At 71.4% G+C, this 19784-nt stretch carries 19 protein-coding genes; 9 read left to right on the top strand and 10 right to left on the bottom strand.

Translation table 11 applies throughout. The features are described from left to right. Positions 1–140: 140 nt before the first annotated feature. Together ACFYOY_RS20070 and ACFYOY_RS20075 are read right to left on the bottom strand one after the other, a co-directional pair. Entirely contained in the window at positions 141–1424 is a 1284-nt protein-coding gene (locus ACFYOY_RS20070; protein ID WP_388588455.1) for an MFS transporter, read from the bottom strand. A gap of 107 nt (positions 1425–1531) precedes the next feature. After that, positions 1532–2320, bottom strand: coding sequence for a DeoR/GlpR family DNA-binding transcription regulator (locus ACFYOY_RS20075; RefSeq protein WP_351887635.1), 789 nt, complete (start codon positions 2318–2320; stop codon positions 1532–1534). Positions 2321–2475: 155 nt separating this feature from the next. Between ACFYOY_RS20075 and ACFYOY_RS20080 the strand changes: the two genes are divergently transcribed. The 5 genes from ACFYOY_RS20080 to ACFYOY_RS20100 are packed head-to-tail and all read left to right on the top strand — an operon-like array spanning position 2476 to position 7881. After that, a complete protein-coding gene (locus tag ACFYOY_RS20080; RefSeq protein WP_388588458.1) occupies positions 2476–3144 on the top strand; it encodes an HAD family hydrolase in 669 nt (222 codons plus the stop codon). A gap of 6 nt (positions 3145–3150) precedes the next feature. Continuing rightward, a complete protein-coding gene (locus ACFYOY_RS20085) occupies positions 3151–4221 on the top strand; it encodes a 2-hydroxyacid dehydrogenase (RefSeq protein ID WP_388588461.1) in 1071 nt (356 codons plus the stop codon). Next, positions 4218–5678, top strand: coding sequence for an FGGY-family carbohydrate kinase (locus ACFYOY_RS20090; protein WP_351887644.1), 1461 nt, complete (start codon positions 4218–4220; stop codon positions 5676–5678). Before ACFYOY_RS20085 ends, ACFYOY_RS20090 begins: the two co-directional genes overlap by 4 nt. After that, positions 5675–7420: a dihydroxyacetone kinase family protein gene (locus ACFYOY_RS20095; protein ID WP_351887647.1), complete on the top strand. Its 1746-nt coding sequence runs from the start codon at positions 5675–5677 to the stop codon at positions 7418–7420. Before ACFYOY_RS20090 ends, ACFYOY_RS20095 begins: the two co-directional genes overlap by 4 nt. After that, positions 7417–7881, top strand: a complete 465-nt coding sequence (locus ACFYOY_RS20100; protein ID WP_014059101.1) for a ribose-5-phosphate isomerase — start codon at positions 7417–7419, stop codon at positions 7879–7881. The genes ACFYOY_RS20095 and ACFYOY_RS20100 overlap by 4 nt, the downstream gene beginning before the upstream one ends. A 116-nt stretch (positions 7882–7997) precedes the next feature. On the opposite strand, the gene ACFYOY_RS20105 is transcribed toward ACFYOY_RS20100, so the two are convergent. The 3 genes from ACFYOY_RS20105 to ACFYOY_RS20115 form a co-directional block, all read right to left on the bottom strand. Continuing rightward, complete coding sequence (locus ACFYOY_RS20105; RefSeq protein WP_388588465.1) at positions 7998–8969, bottom strand: glycoside hydrolase family 16 protein; 972 nt, start codon at positions 8967–8969, stop codon at positions 7998–8000. A gap of 373 nt (positions 8970–9342) precedes the next feature. Beyond that, complete coding sequence (locus ACFYOY_RS20110) at positions 9343–9861, bottom strand: cupin domain-containing protein (protein WP_388588467.1); 519 nt, start codon at positions 9859–9861, stop codon at positions 9343–9345. Between the two features lie 216 nt (positions 9862–10077). Then, the gene (locus ACFYOY_RS20115) at positions 10078–10617 is read right to left on the bottom strand and encodes a nitronate monooxygenase (protein ID WP_388588470.1); all 540 of its coding nucleotides are present in this window, start codon (positions 10615–10617) and stop codon (positions 10078–10080) included. A 239-nt stretch (positions 10618–10856) separates the two neighbouring features. Here ACFYOY_RS20115 and ACFYOY_RS20120 point away from each other — a divergent pair, with 239 nt between their 5' ends. Together ACFYOY_RS20120 and ACFYOY_RS20125 are read left to right on the top strand one after the other, a co-directional pair. Next, the gene (locus ACFYOY_RS20120; RefSeq protein WP_351887660.1) at positions 10857–11483 is read left to right on the top strand and encodes an NAD(P)-binding domain-containing protein; all 627 of its coding nucleotides are present in this window, start codon (positions 10857–10859) and stop codon (positions 11481–11483) included. 430 nt (positions 11484–11913) lie between these two features. Next, positions 11914–12048, top strand: a complete 135-nt coding sequence (locus tag ACFYOY_RS20125; RefSeq protein WP_388588474.1) for a hypothetical protein — start codon at positions 11914–11916, stop codon at positions 12046–12048. A gap of 24 nt (positions 12049–12072) precedes the next feature. Here ACFYOY_RS20125 and ACFYOY_RS20130 read toward each other — a convergent pair whose 3' ends face one another. The 4 genes from ACFYOY_RS20130 to ACFYOY_RS20145 form a co-directional block, all read right to left on the bottom strand. Then, the gene (locus ACFYOY_RS20130) at positions 12073–12726 is read right to left on the bottom strand and encodes a class I SAM-dependent methyltransferase (RefSeq protein WP_351887666.1); all 654 of its coding nucleotides are present in this window, start codon (positions 12724–12726) and stop codon (positions 12073–12075) included. Between the two features lie 113 nt (positions 12727–12839). Continuing rightward, entirely contained in the window at positions 12840–14009 is a 1170-nt protein-coding gene (locus tag ACFYOY_RS20135; protein ID WP_351887669.1) for an aminotransferase, read from the bottom strand. 155 nt (positions 14010–14164) lie between these two features. Further along, positions 14165–14509, bottom strand: a complete 345-nt coding sequence (locus tag ACFYOY_RS20140; RefSeq protein WP_351887672.1) for a peptidase inhibitor family I36 protein — start codon at positions 14507–14509, stop codon at positions 14165–14167. Between the two features lie 111 nt (positions 14510–14620). Then, positions 14621–15160: a YbhB/YbcL family Raf kinase inhibitor-like protein gene (locus tag ACFYOY_RS20145; protein WP_351887675.1), complete on the bottom strand. Its 540-nt coding sequence runs from the start codon at positions 15158–15160 to the stop codon at positions 14621–14623. 163 nt (positions 15161–15323) lie between these two features. Here ACFYOY_RS20145 and ACFYOY_RS20150 point away from each other — a divergent pair, with 163 nt between their 5' ends. Both ACFYOY_RS20150 and ACFYOY_RS20155 read left to right on the top strand, forming a co-directional pair. Continuing rightward, entirely contained in the window at positions 15324–16028 is a 705-nt protein-coding gene (locus tag ACFYOY_RS20150) for a GntR family transcriptional regulator (protein WP_351887678.1), read from the top strand. Beyond that, the gene (locus ACFYOY_RS20155; protein WP_351887681.1) at positions 16028–16906 is read left to right on the top strand and encodes a hypothetical protein; all 879 of its coding nucleotides are present in this window, start codon (positions 16028–16030) and stop codon (positions 16904–16906) included. The genes ACFYOY_RS20150 and ACFYOY_RS20155 overlap by 1 nt, the downstream gene beginning before the upstream one ends. A gap of 18 nt (positions 16907–16924) precedes the next feature. Here the strand turns inward: ACFYOY_RS20155 and ACFYOY_RS20160 are convergent, their stop codons facing one another. Further along, entirely contained in the window at positions 16925–19654 is a 2730-nt protein-coding gene (locus tag ACFYOY_RS20160) for an FHA domain-containing protein (RefSeq protein ID WP_351887684.1), read from the bottom strand. Between the last annotated feature and the right edge of the window lie 130 nt (positions 19655–19784).

A 19784-nucleotide genomic window follows, 5' to 3' on the forward strand; every position in this document is an offset into this window, starting at 1 on the left:
TTTGCCGAACCCGCCCGGCCCCGGGCGGTGCCACTGGGCGATGCCGCTGGACGGTGCCCCGTCGCCGGGGGCATCCGCGGTCGGTCCGGCTACCCTCGTGGTGCGGTGGGCCGGCGCGGGTGCACCCGGCGTAGCAGAGCTCAGGCGGATGTGGTGGTCGAGGCCGCGTCGGTACGGGACGGCCGGCCGGTCGCCGTGTCCAGGACGGGCGGCTCGCCGTCGCGTTCCTCGGGGAGCTTCAGCAGGAGCGTCAGCACGAAGGCGACCAGGTAGAGGGCGAGGAAGATCAGGGTGACTCCGCCGGTGCCGACGAGGGGGAAGAAGAGGCTGGCGAGTGCCGGGCCGACGAAGGCCGCGCCGCCCGCGCCCAGGTTGAGCAGGGCCATCGAACCGCCCTTGTTCTCCGGTGCCATCGACGGGATGAGCGCCGAGATGGGGACGAATCCGGCGAGGGTCGCGCCGTAGAACATGCCCGCGAGCACCGCGACCCAGTAGTAGTCCGGGCCGAGCCAGGTCGGTACGAAGTACAGCGTCGTGACGCTGATCGCGCAGCCCAGCGCGCCGAAGCCCGCGATGGTCGTGCGCCAGCCGATGCGGTCGGAGAGGACGCCGAAGATGAGGTTGAAGAAGATATTGGTGCCGTAGATGATCGCCAGCAGTTGGAGCCACTTGTCCTCGCCGAAGCCGATGTCGTCGGAGAAGATCCGCGGCAGGTACACCAGCATGCCGAACTCCGGGGCCGTGTTGATGACCCGGACCAGGCAGCCCACCAGCACGCGCGGATGGGTCCAGATGATGGAGACGGAGTTGAGCAGGCTCTGGCCGGTGGTGACCTCCGGCGGTGCCATCCGGTCACCGCCGGGCCTCCTGCGGGCGCCGACGAGGGCGATGGCGCCGCCGAGGAGGATGAGGGCGAGTGCGGACCAGAGCGTGCCCAGGCGGCCGAACGAGGGGATCGTCAGGCTCGACCACAGCGAGCCGAGGGTGGGCAGGCCGCCGGTGAAGGCGAAGTAGAACCATCCCACCGCGGTGCCCAGCCGGGCCTTCGGTGCCGTGTTGGTGATCCACACGAGGAAGCCGAACGCGAAGAGCGGGTAGCCGAAGCCCCGGATGCCGTAGAAGAGCAACATCAGCGGGTAGTTCTCGGTGCCCAGCGCGAAGAGCAGGTACGCGGCGTCGAAGACGGCCCAGATCACCAGGCCCGTCCACATCACCCGGCGTGGCCCCCACACCTGGCAGAGCGCACCGGAGAACCACGACGCCAGCATGACGGCGATGCCGTACACCGTGATGACGTACCCGGCCCGTACGTCCGTCGCCGCGCCGTGGTCGGCCATGTACGGGGCGATGAACCCGGCTTCGACACCATCGCCGATCATGAACAGGAGTACGCCCAGATAGCCCAGGATCAAGGGTTTCGGCATCGCTCGACCTCCACTCTGCGGTGATGTAAGGAGTACGACCGCAGATACTCAAGCGCGCCGAGAGAAATATCAAGAGTCTTGGTAAAGATAACGGGACCGAGTGGTAACTACTCCGGTTCGATGACGCGCACATCCGTCAGCTCCCGCATCTCCCGCACCAGCTCCTCGTCCACCGGACCGGTCAGCAGAACATGGTCGAAGGAGTCCACGCCCTCCAGCTGGTGCAGTGCGCGACGGCCCACCTTGCTGTGGTCCATGAGCAGCACGCTCGTCGCGCCCGCCTGCCGGGTCGCCCGCTTGATGCTGACGATCTCCTGCTCCTGGTGGAACGTCATGCCGGCGGTCATCGCGGAGGTGGAGAGCACGCTCAGATCGACGGAGATGCCACCGATCATGTCCATCGCCGGCAGGCCGATCCACGAGTCATGGGTGCGCGAGTACTCGCCGCCCACGCAGATCAGCCGGATGCCCTCGGCACCCCTCAGCTCCTCGGTGATCAGGCGGTAGTTGGTCACCACGGTCAGCGGCCCCACCTCGGGCAACAGCCGCGCCAGGGCCAGCGCCGAGGTCGAGTCGTCCAGCATCACCGACATCCCCGGGGCCACGAACGGCAGGGCGGCGCGGGCCAGGGCCCGCTTCTCGTCGGTGTGCGCGTGCAGCCGGAAGTCCGAACTGGACTCGAAGACCATCGAGGGCTGCGCGGAGACGCCGCCGTGATACTTGCGCAGGATGCCGCGGTCCGCCAGCTCGGCGATGTCCCGGTGGACCGTCATCAGGCTGACGCCGGTCAGCTCGACCAGTTCGGCGACGGTGGCGTCCCCCCGGGCCAGAACGTGGTCGACGATCAGTTGGTGCCGCTGCTGCCGCGCACCGCGCGACGACGGGGGAGTAGTCATGCCCCCATCCTGCCGTGTTCGTTTCTCACATAGAACCAGTGACAACTCACGCAGCCAATGTTAATTTCGCTGTGCCGGACACCGCCGGGTGCAACGGACACCGCCGGGCGCTCCGGCACAGCCAGAGATCATCAGCCAGGAGATCAGGGGTACGCATGGCCGACGCAGTGGTCTTCGACATGGACGGCGTACTGGTGGAGAGCGAGCACCTGTGGGAAGAGCTGTGGGCCGCGTACGCCGCCGCACGCGGCCGTCAGTGGGGCCCGGAACAAACGCGCGACGTCCAGGGGATGAGCGCCCCCGAGTGGGCCGCCTACCTCACCCGGTTCTGCGGGGCGGGTGACTCCGCGGCCTGCACCGAGGAGGTCGTGGTCGACGGCATGGTCCAGGCACTGGCAGACGGCCGCATCGGCCTGCTGCCCGGGGCGCGAGAGATGATCACCGCCACCGCCGAGCTCGCACCCGTCGCGCTCGCCTCCTCCGCGCCGCGCCGTGTGATCGACGCCGTCCTCGCCCACCATGGTGTCGACCACCACTTCAAGGCGACCGTCTCCAGCGCCGAGGTGGAGCGCGGAAAGCCGAGCCCGGACGTCTATGTGGCCGCCGCCCGCGCTCTTGGCGTGGCCCCGGAGCGCTGTCTGGCGGTGGAGGACTCCAGCAACGGACTGCGCGCCGCCGCGGCCGCCGGGATGACCGTCGTGGCCATCCCCAATCCGCAGTACCCACCCGCCGAGGACGCCCTCGCGGCCGCCGCCTACCGTTCTGCGGACCACCATGACGTACGTGACTTCCTGCTCAGCAGGCTCGACACCCGAGGGGAGTGACCCGACATGACCGCGGTCCTGGTATCGGGCGACGACTTCATCGCCCCCGAGCTCTTCTCCGCCGCTCTGAGCGAGACCCTGCCCTCCGCCGGGCTGAGCTTCCGCACGCTGCGCACCCGCTGGCCGAACGAACCCTTCGGGCCGGTGGGCGCCGACGGGCAGGGGAACGGCGGTGTAAAGGAGGCCAGCGGCACCGAGGAGCAGGTGCTGGAGGCGCTCGGTGACGCGAGTGTCGCCCTGACCCAGATGGCTCCCTTCACCTCCCGTGTCATCCGCGAGTCACCCCATCTGAAGTTCATCGGCGTGGCCCGTGGCGGCCCGGTCAACGTGGACCTGGCCGCCGCCACCGCCGCCGGGATACCCGTCACCTTCACGCCGGGCCGCAACGCCGCCGCTGCCGCCGAATTCACCATCGGCCTGATCCTCGCCGCCATGCGCCACCTCACCTTCGCCGACGCGGCCCTCAAGGAGGGCACGTGGCGCGGTGACTACTACGCGTACGAGAACGCGGGCCTGGAACTCGACGGCGCCACCGTCGGTCTCGTCGGGTACGGAGCCATCGGCTCGATCGTGGCCCGTGTGCTGCGCGCCTTCGGCGCACACGTCCTCGTCTCCGATCCGTACACGGACCCGGCCCGGGCACAGGCCGAGGGTGTCGAGCTCACCGCCCTGGACGACCTGCTCCGGCGCAGCTCCGTCGTGAGCCTGCACGCCCGTGTCACCCCCGAGACCCGGCATCTGCTGAACGCCGGCAACCTCGCGCTCCTGCCCGAGGGCGCCGTCCTCGTCAACTCGGCCCGCGGCGAGCTGCTCGACTACGCCCCGCTGCCCGGCCTGCTGGAGTCCGGCCGGCTCGGCGCACTCGCCCTGGACGTCTACGACATCGAGCCGCCCCCGGCCGACTGGCCGCTGCACAAGGCCCCCCATGTCATCACCACGCCACATCTGGCGGGATCCACCCGGCAGACCGCCGACCGGGCCGCCCTGATCACCGCCGCCGAGGCCGCCCGCTTCCTCCGCGGTGAACCGCTGCGGCACGTGGCCAATCCGGAGGTGCTGACCGGGAGCCGGCCATGATCGTCGGAGTCGACATCGGCACCTCGGTCACCAAGGCCCAGCTGATCTCCCGCGATGGCCGGACCACCCCCGCCCATGAGGCCCGCAGCACCGTCTACACCCTGCCCGGACACCGCGTCGAGCAGGACCTGGACGATGTCGTGGGCACCGTGGAGACCGTCGTACGGGCGGCCCTCGCCGACGCCGCGCAGCTGGGCGACGAACCGGCCGAGGCCCTGGCCCTCACCGGGCAGGGCGACGGCCTGTGGCTGCGCGACGCCACGGGCGCCCCCGTCGGCCGCGCGCTGTCCTGGATGGACGGCCGGGCCGCGGACCGGCTCGACCGGTGGACCGCCGACGGCACCCTGCACGCCCTGCACCGGCGCACCGGCGTCGGTCTCTTCCCCGGCTCCGCGGCACCCCTGCTGGCGCATCTGGCCGAGCACGAGCCGGAGCGGCTGGCGGCGGCCCACGTCGCCGGATACTGCGTGGACGCCGTCGTGCAACGGCTGACCGGTGCCGTGACCGTCGATGTCTCCGACGCCTCGCAGCCGTTCCTCGACGTCGCCGCTCGCACCTACGACGAGACCGCGCTCGAGCTGTGCGGACTGTCCGCACACCGCCGGCTGCTGCCGGACCCGGCGCCGCCCGGCACCCTGCACCGGCTGCTGCCCGACGCCGCACGGCGGCTGGGCCTGCCCGCCGGGCTGCCGGTCTCCGCCGGCCCGTTCGACATCCCGGCCTGCGCCTTCGGCTCGGGAGTGGCCGAACCGGGCGAGGGCAACCTCATCATCGGCACCACCCTTGCCGCCCAGGTCCTCGACACCGAGCCGCGCCCGGCCATCGCCGAGGACCCGGCCGGGATGCTGCTGGCGACCCCGTACGAGGACCGGTATCTGCGGGTCATGCCCGCCATGATCGGCACCGCGGGGCTGGACTGGCTGCTGAAGCTGCTCGACGTCAAGATCGAGGCGTTGGACGCCCTGCTCGTCCAGTCCCCACCCGGCGCCTCGGGCGTCACCGCGCTGCCGTTCCTGTCCGCCAGCGGCGAGCGCGCACCCTTCGTCGACCCGCGGGCCCGTGGCCGCTTCGACGGCCTGTCCCCGCTGGCCGGCCGCGCCGACCTGGTACGGGCACTGTGCGAGGCCGTCGCCTACTCGGCCCGGCACTGCATGGAAACCCTCGGCGTCACCCGCACCGTCACCGCCTGCGGCGGTGGCGCGCGCTCCGGGGAGTGGGCGCGCATCTTCGCCGGTGTCCTCGGGGGCGACCTGGAGGTCTGCGACGACGCCGTGGGCATCCGCGGTGCGGCCCACGTCGCCTGGCGCTCCCTGGGCACGCCGGTCGACCCCGGCGCCTGGCGCGCCCGCCTCCGTACCGTGACCGCCGAGCGCGGGCTGATCGACCACTACGCCGAGGGCTACGCCGCCTACCGTCACGCCCTCGACCTCGCACGCGAAGGCTGGAGCACCCGATGACCAGGCTCTTCAACGACCCCGCCCGGTTCACCGACGACATGATCACCGGGTTTGCCGCCGCCCATCCGGAACACGTACGGGCCGTGCCCGGCGGTGTGGTGCGCGCCCGCCCCACCCGTACGGGGAAGGTGGCCGTCCTCACCGGTGGCGGCTCCGGCCACTATCCCGCCTTCTGCGGGGTCGTCGGCCCCGGATTCGCCGACGGTTCGGTCATCGGCGATGTGTTCACCTCGCCATCGGCCGCCCGCGCCCGCTCGGTCGCCGAGGCGGCGGAGGCGGGCGGCGGTGTCCTCTTCCTCTTCGGCAACTACGCCGGGGACGTGATGAACTTCGGCCTCGCGGCACGGCAGTTGGCGGACGACGGCATTCCCGCCCGCTGCTTCGCCGTCACCGATGACATCGCCTCCGCCCCCGCCGACCAGACGGCGCGGCGGCGGGGCATCGCGGGCGGCTTCGTCGTCTTCAAGACCGCGTCGGCGGCCGCCGAGGAAGGTGCCCCGCTGGACGAGGTCGTCCGCGTGGCCGAGTACACCAACGCCCGTACCCGCACGCTCGGAGTGGCCTTCGACGGCTGCACCCTGCCGGGCTCCGACGCGCCCCTGTTCACCGTTCCGGAGGGCCGCTTGGGCCTCGGTCTCGGCATCCACGGCGAACCGGGGGTCAGCGAGGACACCCTGGGCACCGCCGAGGATTTGGCCCGCGCCCTGGTGGCGGGGCTGCTGGCGGACCGGCCCGCGGACACGGGCGGCGAGGGGCGGGTCGCGGTCGTCCTCAACGGCCTCGGCGCCACGAAGTACGAGGAGCTGTACGTGCTGTGGGGCGCCGTGGCCCGGCTGCTGGACGAGGCGGGGCTCACGCCCGTACGGCCCGAGGTCGGCGAACTCGTCACCAGTCTCGACATGGCCGGTTGTTCCCTGACCCTGAGCTGGCTGGACGACGAGCTGGAACGCCTGTGGCTCGCACCGGCCGACACCCCGGCCTTCTGCCGGACGACACCGCTGGAACCCCCGGTGGACGGCGCCGCCGTACGGACCGCCGCCGCCCCGCGCCGAACGGAGCGGTCCGCCGCCACGGCCTCCGGCGCGGCCATCGAGGTCGCGGAGCTGGCCGTCCACGCACTGCGCGCCGCCCGCGATGTGCTGCACCGGGACGCGGAGGTCCTGGGCAGGCTGGACGCGGTGGCGGGCGACGGCGATCACGGCCGTGGCATGTGCAAGGGCGTCGACGCGGCACTGGCGGCCGCCGAAAAGGCACACGCCGACCGGCTCGCCCCGGCGGCGGTGCTGGCCGCCGCCGGTGATGCCTGGGCGGCGGAGGCCGGAGGCACCTCGGGTGCGCTGTGGGGCGTGGCGCTGCGCGCCATCGGCACCGCACTGCCGGCCGACCGGGCGCCGGGGCGCGAGGAGCTGGCGTCCGCCGCCGCTGACGCGCTCACCGCCGTGACCTCGCTCGGCGGGGCCGAGGTGGGCGACAAGACTCTGGTCGACGCTCTCGCGCCGTTCGCCACCGCCTTCGCGACGCGGCTGCGGACCGGAGACCCGGTGGCCGCGGCCTACGCGGCCGCCGTGGCCGAAGCCCGTACGGCCGCCGAGGACACCGCAGGGCTGCGCCCCCGCCTGGGCCGAGCCCGCCCCCTCGCCGACCGCAGCGTGGGCACCCCTGATCCCGGAGCCACCTCACTCGCCACGGTACTGACCGCGGTGGCCACCCTCTCCACGACGACAGGAAGCGATCCCGTATGACCACCGCGAACGCGTTCCGGATCGTCGTCGGCTGTGACGACGCCGGATACGACTACAAGGAAGTCCTCAAGCGGGATCTGCTGGCCGACCCCCGGGTCGCCGAGGTCATCGACGTCGGCGTGGGCAGCGACGAGCACACCGCCTACCCGCATGTCGCGGTGGAAGCGGCCCGCCGCGTCGCCGAGGGCACCGCCGACCGCGCCCTCCTGGTGTGCGGCACCGGCCTCGGCGTGGCCATCAGCGCCAACAAGGTCCCCGGCATCCGCGCGGTCACCGCCCACGACAGCTATTCCGTGCGCCGCTCGGTCCTCAGCAACAACGCCCAGGTGCTCTGCTTCGGCCAGCGCGTCATCGGCCTGGAACTCGCCCGTTCGCTCACCGACGACTGGCTGGCGCAGAGCTTCGACGAGACCTCCCCGTCGGCGGAGAAGGTCGCCGCGATCCGGAGCTACGAGGGCTGATCGAGGAGGCAGGGCAGAGTGACGACGTCGGTCTCCACGCTCACCACCGGATCGTGGAGACCGACGTACGGGATGCGAAGCCGTGTCGTCGCTACCGGCTCACATCGACGGAGAAGCTACTGGCTCACCTTGACGGAGAACCAGTCCACGCTCATCCCCACACCCGAGGTGGTGTCCGCCGCCGGCGAGGTGCAGCCGCAGACCTTGTTGGGGTAGGAGCCGCCGACCGCGACATTGAAGATGGCGAAGAACCCGTGGTCGACCGCCTTCTTCCAGGTCTCGGCGGACACCTGGTTCTGCTTCACCGTGAAGGTTTCCTTGCCGTCGCGGTAGAAGCGCAGTTGCTCGGCGGAGGTGTCGGTGCGATCCACGATCACGGAGTACGTGTGGTACTCCGTCTGGCAGCCGTCGCACGGCAGCAGGTCGCTGGTGATCCCGTCCGGGTCGTGGCACTCACCGGCCCACTCCCCGCAGTGGAAGGTGTTCGAGTGCTTGCTCAGCCCGTTGACGTCTTCCATGATGTCCAGCTCGCCGATGCTCGGCCAGTTGGTGGCTCCGGTCGGACGGGCGTCGGCGCCCATGGCCCAGAAGGCGGGCCAAATTCCGAGCGCCTTCTCGGGGTTGGGCTGCTTGAGCGAGGCACTGATCTCCAACTGTCCACCGGCCGGGGCCTCGAAGTCGGTGCGCTGGGTCTCCACACGGCCGGACGTCCACTTCCCGGAACCGTCACGGATCGGCTTGATCACCATGTGACCCTCGCCGTCGTGGTAGACGTTCTCGGTCGAGTCCGTGACCGACTCGACCTCACCGGTGCCCCAGTTCGGGGCGCCGCCCGGGTAGCCGGTGCCGATGTCGTACAGCCAGTCGTCTCTGTTCAGGCCGGTGCCCGCCGCGCCGTCGAAGTCGTCCTGGAAGACGGTGGTCCACTCGGCCGCGGTGGCGGGTTCGCCCGCGGCGGCGGTGTGGGACGACACGGTGAGAGTCAGCAGTCCGGTCAGCGGAAGCGACAGGGCGGCCACGAAGGCCAGTGCGCGTCGTCGGCGGCGGGGCTTGGCCTCCGCCGCCGTACGTGAGGTGATCCTGAACATGTGGGGGGCTGCTTTCGTCCGAAGGAACGTCGGTGACGGGGTGTGCGAGCCCCCATAGCCAGCTCCTGGCGTGGGGTGTGGTGGAGGCTGGGCTACGGGGACTCGGGCACGGGGACAGCGTGAGCGCCATCGGGTCGAGAGAGCGCTCACACAGAACGACTGTCTTGGACTCAGCCCTTGTCGGTCAAGAGCCGCGCCGAGTTCACCAGTTGAACGTAAGCCTGTCGCATGGCCACGACCGCACGGAAGTAGCGCTCGCTCCACTTCAGAGTTGGAGGCAGAGGCGGGGTGCCGGCACTCGCGCGTGCCAACTCTTGACGGCACCCCAGGGTGGGCCGAAGCAAGATGAGGAGGCCCGCGACGGTGTCCCGGACTACTCCGTCCCGGGGGCGAAGTCCTCCACGAAGTAGCTGTCGTGCCGGATGCGGAACCGCTTGAGTTCCTCGCCGCCGCGCTGTGTCATCTCCGCGACCCGCTCGAAGTACTCCTCGCGCGGGGCGCCCGGGGCGAAGAGCAGGAGCATGGACATGGGCTCGTCCGCCACGTTCTTGAACGCGTGCAGGCCACCGACCGGTACGTACAGGAAGTCGCCCTCGCGGCCCGTGATCCACTTCTCGCCGTTGTAGAGCTCCAGCTTGCCCGAGAGGATGTAGAACGACTCCGACATGGCCTTGTGGAAATGGGTCCTGGGCCCGCCGGACCGTGGACCCATCTCCACCTTGTACAGGCCGAATTCGCCGCCGGTCGACTCGCTGGTGGCGAGGTAGTGGGTCGAGCCGCCGGGCGAGGAGAGGTCCGGCGGGGTGCCGGCCGGGCGGAAGGTCGCGTTCACTTCGCCCGTGTCGCCGTGGTAGCGAGGTTGCGGGTATTCGAGGTCTTCCGGGTAGGACATGAGGTGCTCCTTTCGGCAGGTCTCCACTGGCATGATGGCTCCGCCCCGAGAAGGCGGCATCGGGCTTCCGAATGACCTTGGTGGTCGTTGCAACGGGGCCGGAGACCTAAGCCCGTCCCGTCAGTCGGAATCCTGGCCGGAGAGCGGCCCCGCGCAGGCGTGCCACCGCGGTGGTGGCGAGTTCGCGGATCACGTCCGCGGCGGGCTCGATCCTGATCACGGCGCCGACCGACTCGCCCGCGAAGAGCGGCATCGCCTCCACCTGCCCGGTCGTGGCCCGGGCCGGGCGAACGGACTGGATGCCGGGACGGGCACGGTGGCACCGGCCAGCACGATCTCGCCCGCCATGCCGCACCCCGCCTCGGCCGTCTCCTGTGCCTCCGCCACCGAGCCGACCTGCCACGCGGCGAGCGCCCCGCCCGCCTTGCCCCGAGCGACCAGCCGAGGGGAGGGGGCCGCCCAGAAGAACTCGACGGCGGACATCCGCTCCGCGGCGATGTCGACGCACGCCTGGTCCTGGAGGACGGGCAGGATGAAATCGACCCCCACCGGACGGGTGGTCCGCCGCCGCACCAGCCCGGTGAGGGCCTCCGGTGTCGCCATCGGGAAGGCGACCATGCCGAGGCCACCGGCCTCCGAGACCGCGGCCGCGAGGTCCACGCCACTCACCCAGCCCATACCGGCCTGCTGGACGGGCACCGTGCAGCCGACGAGTTCCGTGAAGCGGGTGCGCGGGGCCGGTGATGTGGATGCCATGGTGCGATGGAACAGGCCCGCCGCCGGACGAGGCGGCTCCGACGCGGCCGCTGCGGTGTGCGTCACGCGCAAGGCGTAGCACGGGCTCGCGGCCCGCCCTCCCAGCGGGACTCGGCGCGTGCTGGGCCCGCCGGGTCCCGCACCCGTCCGCGGTATACACCGGGAGTGGCTGCATGACCCGCGCGGCGGGGGTTACCCGGTTGGTGGCCCACCCGTGGACGAGGAAGGGGAAGCACGCCGTGCGCATCGGAATCATCGGAGCGGGCCGCATCGGCTCGACACTGGCCCGCCACTTCGCCTCAATCGGCTACGACGTGGCGCTCGCCAACTCCCGCGGCCCGGACACCCTGGCCGACCTGGTGGCCGACATCGGCGGCCCGATCCGCGCGGTGACCGCCGAGGAGGCGGCGCGGTTCGGCGAGGCGGTGGTCGTGTCCATCCCCTACGGCCGCTACCAGGAGCTGCCGACCGAGCCGCTGCGCGGCAAGGTCGTGATCGACACCTGCAACTACTACCCCGAGCGGGACGGACACGATCCGGAGCTCGACGGCGATGCCACCACCTCCAGCGAGAAGATCCAGGCCCACACCGGCGCCAACCTGGTCAAGGCGTTCAACGCGATCTACTGGGAGAACCTGCGCGACCACGCCCGCCCCCAGGGCGCCACCGACCGGGTGGCCATCCCGCTGTCCGGCAACGACGAGGAGGCCAAGGCCGCGGTGGCCGGGCTGATCCGCGACATCGGCTTCGACGCCGTGGACGCCGGGCACCTGGGCGAGGGCGGCCGCAAGCACCAGCCGGGCAGTCGCGTCTACGCCACCGAGATGTCGTCCGCCGAGACCAGCGCCCTGCTGCACGTGGCCTGAGACCGGGGGTCACTTGACGGCCACGCACGCCGACTGGTGTTGGCCGCGGCCGCCGCACTCGCTCTGGTGGCGGTGTCGACCGCGCCGGCCGCGGCCTACGCCCCGGCCGGCGTCGTCCATACCGAGCGGGTGCAGGCCGGGCCCTATACGATCACCGTCGGGTTCTCCAAGTGGCCACTGCGGGCCATGCAGTCACTCGACTTCACCTTCGCACCCGCCGACGGCGTCGCGGGAAAGTCGGGCACGCTCACTCTCGACGGGCCCGGCCTCGACGCCGACGATCGGGAGACCCCGCTGGGCAGGCAACCCCCGCAAACGGGATGTCTGGGGCCTGGATGTCCAGGCCCTGCCGGAACCCGGCACCTTCAGCTTCACCTTCGCCATCGACGGGCCCGCCGGCCACGGCCGCGGCACCCTGCGGAACGTCGGCGTGCTCGGCCAGCCGGGCCCGCCCCTGGCCATCAGCTGGACCGTCCGTGCCATCCCGCCCGTCGGAATGCTCGCCTACCTCGCCGTCGGCTGGCGACGCAACAAGCCCTCCGAGAAGGCGGCCACACTCATCTGATCCTCGCCGGACCCGGGCCGGTTCTCAGGCAGAGGCGGCCGGCGGTTCCGCGACACCGATGAACTTCCCGGCCACCACCCGGATATGGGCCGACCAGCCCAGCGCTGTGAGGTCGGCGGTGAGTGACGGGGGATCGTGGAACACCTTCACGACGCGGTACCGACTGCCGTCATCGAGTCGGCGCACGGCCACCGGAGTCGGCCGGCCGGAGAGGACTTCCTCCTCGGCGGCCGCGGCGGGACCGTCATCGATGAAGACCGCTCTGCCGCCCGGTGCGAGCGCGGAGGCGACGGTGTTCCAGAAACCGGGCAACCGCGCCGGTGGGACATGGGAGAGCCAGAAGGCGAAGAACACCGTGTCGTAGCACCGCGACGGCTGCCACGCGAACAGGTCGGCCTGGGCGAACCGGACGGTGGCGGACGCGGTACGCGCACGGGCCAAGGCCAGCACCTCGGCCGCCGCGTCCACGGCCGTCACCGAACGCGCCCGCGCGGCGAGCAACGAGGTCCACTGCCCCGTCCCACACGCCAACTCCAGCACATCCCCGGCAATCGGGAGGTCATCGACGACAGCCAACAACTCCCGCAGGTCCTCGCGCTCCGCATAGGGCCGGTCGTATTCCGCTGCGCCCGCCCTGTAGTAGGCCATCTGCTCGGTCAGAAGAGCGTCGTCATCCACTGCGGGTTCCTCCTGGTTCGGCCGGAGCCGAGCACCCTGCTCGGTCGCCACCGGCACCTTCGACCTTGACCTTCGGGCAAGGTCAAGCGTCGGGTCGGCCGCGGCCCGCAGGGTCAGCCCAGGAGATCCTTGGCCATCAGCTCGAGCCGCCCGGCGAACTCGGTGAGCCCGGCCCGGTCCACGTTGCCGAAGCTGACCCGGAAGACCTGGCGGTCGTCGGGCAGGAAGGCGGTGCCCGGAATGACGAGCGTGTCGTAGCGGGTGATGAGCTCGCGCACGACGTCGTCGGTGCCGCGGTCGGCGAAGGGGTGGCGGACCCAGCCGAAAAACCCCCCGCAGCTCAGCAGCTCGAAACCGCCCGGCCGCTCGGCCAGCACGGTCTCCAGCCAGCGCCGCTTCTCCGTGGCCTCGTTCGCACGCGCACGCCGCCACTCCTGGGCCGAGGTCAGCCCGGCCCAGGCGGCCTCCTGCCCGACGCGCGGAGGGCAGATCGCCACGCAGTCGAGCAGCTTCATCACCTCGCGGTTCAGCTCGGGCGAGGCGACGACCGCGCCCACCCGGTAGCCGGGAATCGCGAGGTCCTTGGAGAAACTGTGCAGGCTCACCAGGGTCCGCGCCCAGTCCGGGTCGGCGAACAAGTCGTGTGCCGGTCGCACGGTGTCGCGGAACGAGCGGTAGGTCTCGTCCACGATCAGCGCGATATCGTGCCGCTTCGCCAGTGCGTAGAAGTCCGCGAGCACATCCGGCGGAATGGTGACGCCGCTCGGGTTGCCCGGGGTGACCAGCACGATCGCCCTGGTGCGCGGCGTGATGAGCGCTTCGGCCGCCTCCGGGTCGGGCACGAGATCGGGCCCGGGCTCCAGGTAGCGCGGCACCACGCCGTTCATGCGCAGCCACATGTCGTAGTTGAAGTAGTACGGCAGGACTTCGATGACCTCGTCGCCCGGCTCGGTGAGCGCCTGCGCCACCAGGCAGAACGCCTGGTTGCATCCTGCGGTGACGACCATCTGGTCGGCCCCCACCGGGCTCTGGTAGCCGCGGCTGAGGTCGGCGGCGAAGGCGTCCCGCAGCCGGGGCAGTCCGGGGCTCGGCACGTAGGCGGCGCCGTTAGGCTCGTGCGCGACCTTGGTGACGTGTTCGATCATCTCGGGCGCGGGCGGGTAGCTCGGCGCGGCCTGGGCCAGATCGAGCAGCGCCCGCTCGCCGCTGCGGCCCGCCAGCAGGGCATACGTCGCGCCCATCGGCGAATCGATCTCCTGCACGGTGCGCGGGCTGAGTCGCACGTCGGCGCTCCTTCACGGGTGGCTGGCCGCTGTCGGTTCACCGCGATGCTACCGACCTCCCCCGCGCGCCGGCCGAGCCACGGCAGCGGGGACGCGCGCGAGGGAGTCGGAGGAAAGCACTCACCACCTGCAGAAACAGGCTTCCGGGGGCGGGGTCAGCAGTTGTCGCCCACCGCGTCGATCTTCGAGCCGAACCGGCCACTGTAGTTGCTGGCGTAGTCGCCTTTGCGGACCGAGTGGCACTCCTTGCCCGAGGCCCAGTCGATGAAGGCACCGGTCCTGTTGGCCCGGAAGGAACCCACGTGGTCCGTGAACCGGCTGGGCAGGTCCACGTAGCCGCCCCGCCAGGTGTAGAGCTCGCCCGTCCCGTCCTGGAACCGCCACAGGCAGATCGCGTTGCTCGCGCAGGCGGGCAGCGCCTGGGCCTGTACGGAGGGGCCCAGCGTGGTCACCACAACGGTCCCGGCAACGAGCGCGAAGCGTGTGAAACGTGCCTTCATCCCGTCCTCCTTGACGCGGAAGCCAACGGCACGATTGTTCAACTCGGGACGGATGGCGAATAGATGGCTCCTGTGTTCGACGGTGGCCTGCCGGGCGGGCCCCGCTGTGCGTCAGGCGGGGGTTTCGGCGGTGGCGGTCAGGACCGCGCGGCCGAGGATGTGTCCGGCCATGGTGAAGCCGAGGACGGCCGGGGTGGCGTCGGCCGGGACGCCGATGGACTCGACGTCGAGGGCGTGCACCACGACGAAGTAGCGGTGCGGGCCGTGTCCGGCCGGCGGGGCGGCGCCGATGAAGCGCGCGGCACGGGCGTCGCCCGGCAGTTGGAAGGCGCCCTCGGGCAGCCCTGAGCCGGTGTCGTCGCCGGCGTCCTCGGGCAGCTCGGTGACGGTGGCGGGGATGTCGGCGACCGCCCAGTGCCAGAACCCGGACCCGGTGGGGGCGTCGGGGTCGTAGACGGTGACGGCGTAGCTCTTGGTGCCTTCCGGGGCGCCGCTCCAGGACAGCTGCGGGGAGACGTCCTTCCCGCCGGGGACGCCGGAGATGCCGGAGAACTGCTCGATCGACCAGGCGCCGCCGTCGGTGACGGTGGTGCTGGCGACGGTGAAGGAGGCCGCCTCGGGGAGGCGGGCGAAGGGGTCGTTGGCGCTCATCGCGTCGTTCCTTTCAGGCCGTGCTGTGGGGTGGCGGTGATGTGCGGCCGATGGAGGGCCGCGGCGCCGCGTAGGGCACCGCTGTCGCCTCCCACCGTTGGGGTCGCTTGATCGATCATAACAGCAATAATCGATTATCTTTTGGATCATCTATGATGGCGACATGACCCAGACGACCCACACGTCGACCTCCTCGGGGAAGCAGATGCTCTCCGAGCAGGTCTACGCACACCTTCGGGACGCGATCATGCGCGGGGACTACGCCCCCGGTGACGCCCTCAAACCGCAGGACCTCGCCAAGGAACAGGGCGTGAGCCTGGCCGTTGTCCGCGAGGCGCTCGTACGGCTGGTCGGCGAGGGCCTCGCGGACCGGCTGCACAACCGCGGCTTCGCCGTCCCGGCCTACTCCGACCGCCGCTGGCAGGAGACCGCGGAGGCCCGTCGGACCATCGAACCGGTCGTGCTGCGCATGTCCATCGAGCGGGGCGACGTCGACTGGGAGTCCCGCGTACGCGCCGCGCACCACCGGCTGACCCGGACCCAGGCGTACGTACCGGGGGAGGGCGCGCACTACAGCGCCGCATGGGCCGAGGCCCACCGGGTCTTCCACCGCGCCCTGCTGGAGGGCTGCGGCAACCCCGTCCTGCTGGAGACCTTCGACCGGATGTGGACCGCGAGCGAGCTGGCCCGCCGCTGGTCGGCGCACCGCAACCCGGACCGGGACGGCGCCCGCGAGCACCGCCGGCTGGAGGAGACGGCGCTGGCCCGCGACGCCGACACCGCGGCCGAGGTCCTGGTCCAGCACCTCACCCTGACCGCGGCCGTACTGACCGGCCGCACCCACGACGACCCCGCGAAGGAAGCCTGATGCGCCTCGCCGACCTGACGACATGCGAGCCGAGTGCGGGCCGCCGCTGCCACAGCGTCGTCAATCCCCTGCACTCATGCGTGTACTTCGCGCCCGAGCGACAGGACGAACTCGCGGCGCTCGGGCTGGAGCGCGGGGCCATGGCCTACTTCGCGGACCGCGCGGCCCCGCTCGGGGCGGTCGGCGCGGGCACCGTCTCGGCGACGTTCTACAACTTCAACCCCGCGCATGTGGAGCGGTTCATCCCCGCCGCGTGGGCCATCGCCACGCCGGAGGCGGTGCTCGCGGCACGGCTGCGCGGCGCGGACAAGGTGCTGCGGCGGCTGCTCGGGGAGGCGGCCCTGACATCGGAGGAGATGGCCGAGGCGGCCGAGCTGGCGCTGCGCGCCACCGAGGCGTGCCACCGGGAGGCGCGGCCGCTGTACGCCGCGAACGCGGGTCTCCCGGTGCCCGCGGAACCGCATCTGGCCCTGTGGCACGCCGCCACGCTGCTGCGCGAGCACCGGGGTGACGGACACCTCTTCGCCCTGGCGGTCGCCGGCCTGTCCGGGATCGAGGCGCTGGTCCTGCACAACGCCACCGGCACCGCGGCGACGTCGGCGACGTTCATGCGGACCCGCGGGTGGTCCGCCGAGCAGTGGGCCGCCGCGCGGGACCGGTTGCGCGAGCGCGGACTGCTGGACGAGGCGGGGGATCTCACGGAGTCGGGCACGGCCCTGCGCTGTGAGGCCGAGGCGCTCACCGACCGCCTCGACGCCGCCCCGTACGACCACCTCGGCCCGGCCGCCACCGCGCGCCTCACCGAGCTGGCCGGTGGCTTCACCGCAACCCTCAGGGCGGCGGGCGCCTTCCCCGCGGTCCACTTCGGCAAGGGCTAGTCGCCACCTAGCCGGCACCTAGTCGCGCATGACGTCGGGTTCGTGCCGGCGCAGCAGGCGGGTCACGACGAAGCCGCAGACCAGCCCGATCGCCACGAGCACCCCGAGGTCGATGCCCCACTGGGTGACGGTGTGCGCCCACAGCGGGTCGACTTCGTCCGGCTTGTCGAGATTCCAGGGCGGCATGGTGTGCGCTAGGTCGAGTGTGGTCCCGGCGCCGGCGACCGCCCAGCGGGCGGGCATCAGCCAGCCGACCTGTTCGATGCCCGGAGAGCTGAACAGCTTGAAGAGGACGCCGGTGAAGACCACCTGGACGATGGCGAACATCACCAGCAGCGGCATGGTCTTCTCGGCCGTCCTCACCAGCGCGGAGATGACCAGGCCGAACATCATGGAGGTGAAGCCCAGCGCACTGATCACCACGCAGACTTCGACGGCCGTGGGCATGAGCAGCCCCTGGGCGGGCAGTTGGCGGACCGAGAAGCCGATCGCGCAGAGGACGGCACCCTGCATCGCGGTGATCAGACCGAGGACGATCACCTTCGACATCAGATACGCGGACCGGGACAGACCCGTGGCTCTCTCCCGTTCGTAGATCACCCGTTCCTTGATCAATTCGCGTACGGAGTTGGCCGCGCCGGAGAAACTCATGCCGATGACGAGCACCAGCAGAATGGTTCCGGACTCCTGGTTGTATCGGAAACCACTGTCGGGCGGTGGCGGGACGAGTCCGTACTTCGCCGGAACCAGACAGCTCACCCCGCCCAGTACGGCCGGGAGGAGCAGCATCAGCGCCATGAAGCCCTTGTCGGAGGCGATGACCGACAGATAGCGGCGGATCAGGGTCCACAACTGGGCGAACCAGTGCCGCCGTCTGGGCTGCAGGGCTCGTGCGGGCGGCTGTGCCGGAAGGGTGCCGGGCTGCTGCGGCGGTACGGCCGAGCCGACCTCCGCGACACGCCGGGCGTACTGCGGGGAAGCCCGCCAGCGCCCGCCCCAGTCGTCGTCGCGATGGTTCTCGAAGGCGGAGAAGACATCGGCCCAGCTCTCGTGGCCGAAAAACTCCAGGGCCTCGCCCGGGACGCCGAAGTAGGCCACGGAGCCGCCGGGTGCCATGACCAACACCCGGTCGCACAGGGCCAGTTCGGCGACCGAGTGGGTGACCACCAGTACGGTGCGGCCGTCGTCGGCGAGCCCCCGCAGCAGCTTCATGACATCGCGGTCCAGGCCCGGATCCAGACCGGACGTGGGCTCGTCGAGGAAGAGCAGGGAGGGCTTGGTCAGCAGCTCCAGGGCGACGGACACCCGCTTGCGCTGACCGCCGGAGAGCGAGGCCACCTTCTTGTCCCGGTGGACGTCGAGCTTCAGCTCCTGGAGCACCTCGTCGATACGGGCCTTGCGCTCGGCGGCCTTGGTGTCACCGGGGAAGCGCAGCCTGGCGGCGTACTTCAGCGCGGTGTCGACGGTCAGCTCCTTGTGCAGGATGTCGTCCTGCGGAACGAGGCCGATGCGGTGGCGCAACTCGGCGAACTGGGTATAGAGATCGCGGTGGTCGTAGAGGACATGGCCGTGGTCGGCGGGCCGGTAGCCGGTGAGCGCGCGCAGGAGGGTGGACTTCCCGGAGCCCGACGGCCCGACCACCGCCACCAGCGACTTCTCCGGGACGCCGAAGGAGACATCGTCCAGGATCGTCTTGCCGCGCCCGACGGTCACCGTCAGGTTCCGGGCGGCGAAGAAGACTTCACCGGTGTCGGCGAACTCCTCCAGCCGGTCCCCGGCGAGGCGGAAGGTGGAGTGGCCGACACCGACGATGTCGTGCGGGCCGATGAGCCGGCGGGCCACGGACTGCCCGTTGACATAGGTGCCGTTGTGGCTGCCGAGGTCGACGATCTCGAAGCGGCCACCGGGCAGGGGCCGGAACTCCGCGTGGTGGCGGGAGACGTGCGGGCCCTCCACCACGAGTTCGTTGTCCTGCGCCCGGCCGATGCGCATCGGCTGCCCCTGGACGAGCCGGTGGACTCCCGACGGGCTCCGGTCGATGAAGTGGGTCGCGGCGGCTCCATGGGGCCCGTCCGGCTCTCCGGCGGCGGGCCGGTGCGGGTCCCGGGCGACGCTCGGGCCTGCCGTACGGGTCGGGGCCGCCGCTTGCCCCGCCGAGGCTGCCGCGCCCGCAGGGGTTCCCGGAACCTCCGCCGCCCGGGGAGGGGGCGCCACCGGGGGTGAGTCGGCGGCTGCCCCCGTGCCCCAACCGGTATCACCTCGCGCCCCGCGAGGGGCCTGGGGACCGGGCTGGGGATGGGCATGAGGACGGGGCTGGGGATGGGCCTCAGGACGGGGCTCGGGATGAGCCTGGGGACGGGCCTCGGGAGGGGCCTCGCCCTGGTGTGCCGCCGCGCGGCCCTGCGCGGCGGCGGGCGCCTGGTCGCCACTCACCGCCGCCGTCGGCGGCGCCGGGGCGGCCTCGGTGAAGTCCAGCCGCATGCCGCTGGAGAAGTTCCCCAGCCGGACGATCGAACCGTGGCCGATCTCGATCCGCTGGACGCGGTGTCCGTCCGCGAACGTGCCATTCGCGCTGCCGAGGTCCTCGATGACCCACGTCCCGCCGACGCAGCGGATCGTGATGTGCCGCCGGGAGACTCGGCGGTCGATGGTCGGGATGTCGGCCTGCTGATCGCGCCCCACGGTGTAGCTCCGGGACGCGTCCAGGGTCCAGGTGCGTCCATTGGCATGCAGTACAAGTTCCGGCACGTCTGCCCCAAGTCGGTCGTGTGCACCGAGGCCGTCTGCGTGAGGATAGACGACGGCTCGGACGGGTCCTGCGGTTCCGCCGTGTGCCCGGACGGCCCGGGAACCGGCGGGCGTCATACGGTCTGCGGCG

Origin of the sequence: Streptomyces sp. NPDC007875 (genome assembly GCF_042868035.1) — a bacterium.
Classification (GTDB): Bacteria; Actinomycetota; Actinomycetes; order Streptomycetales; family Streptomycetaceae; genus Streptomyces; species Streptomyces antimycoticus.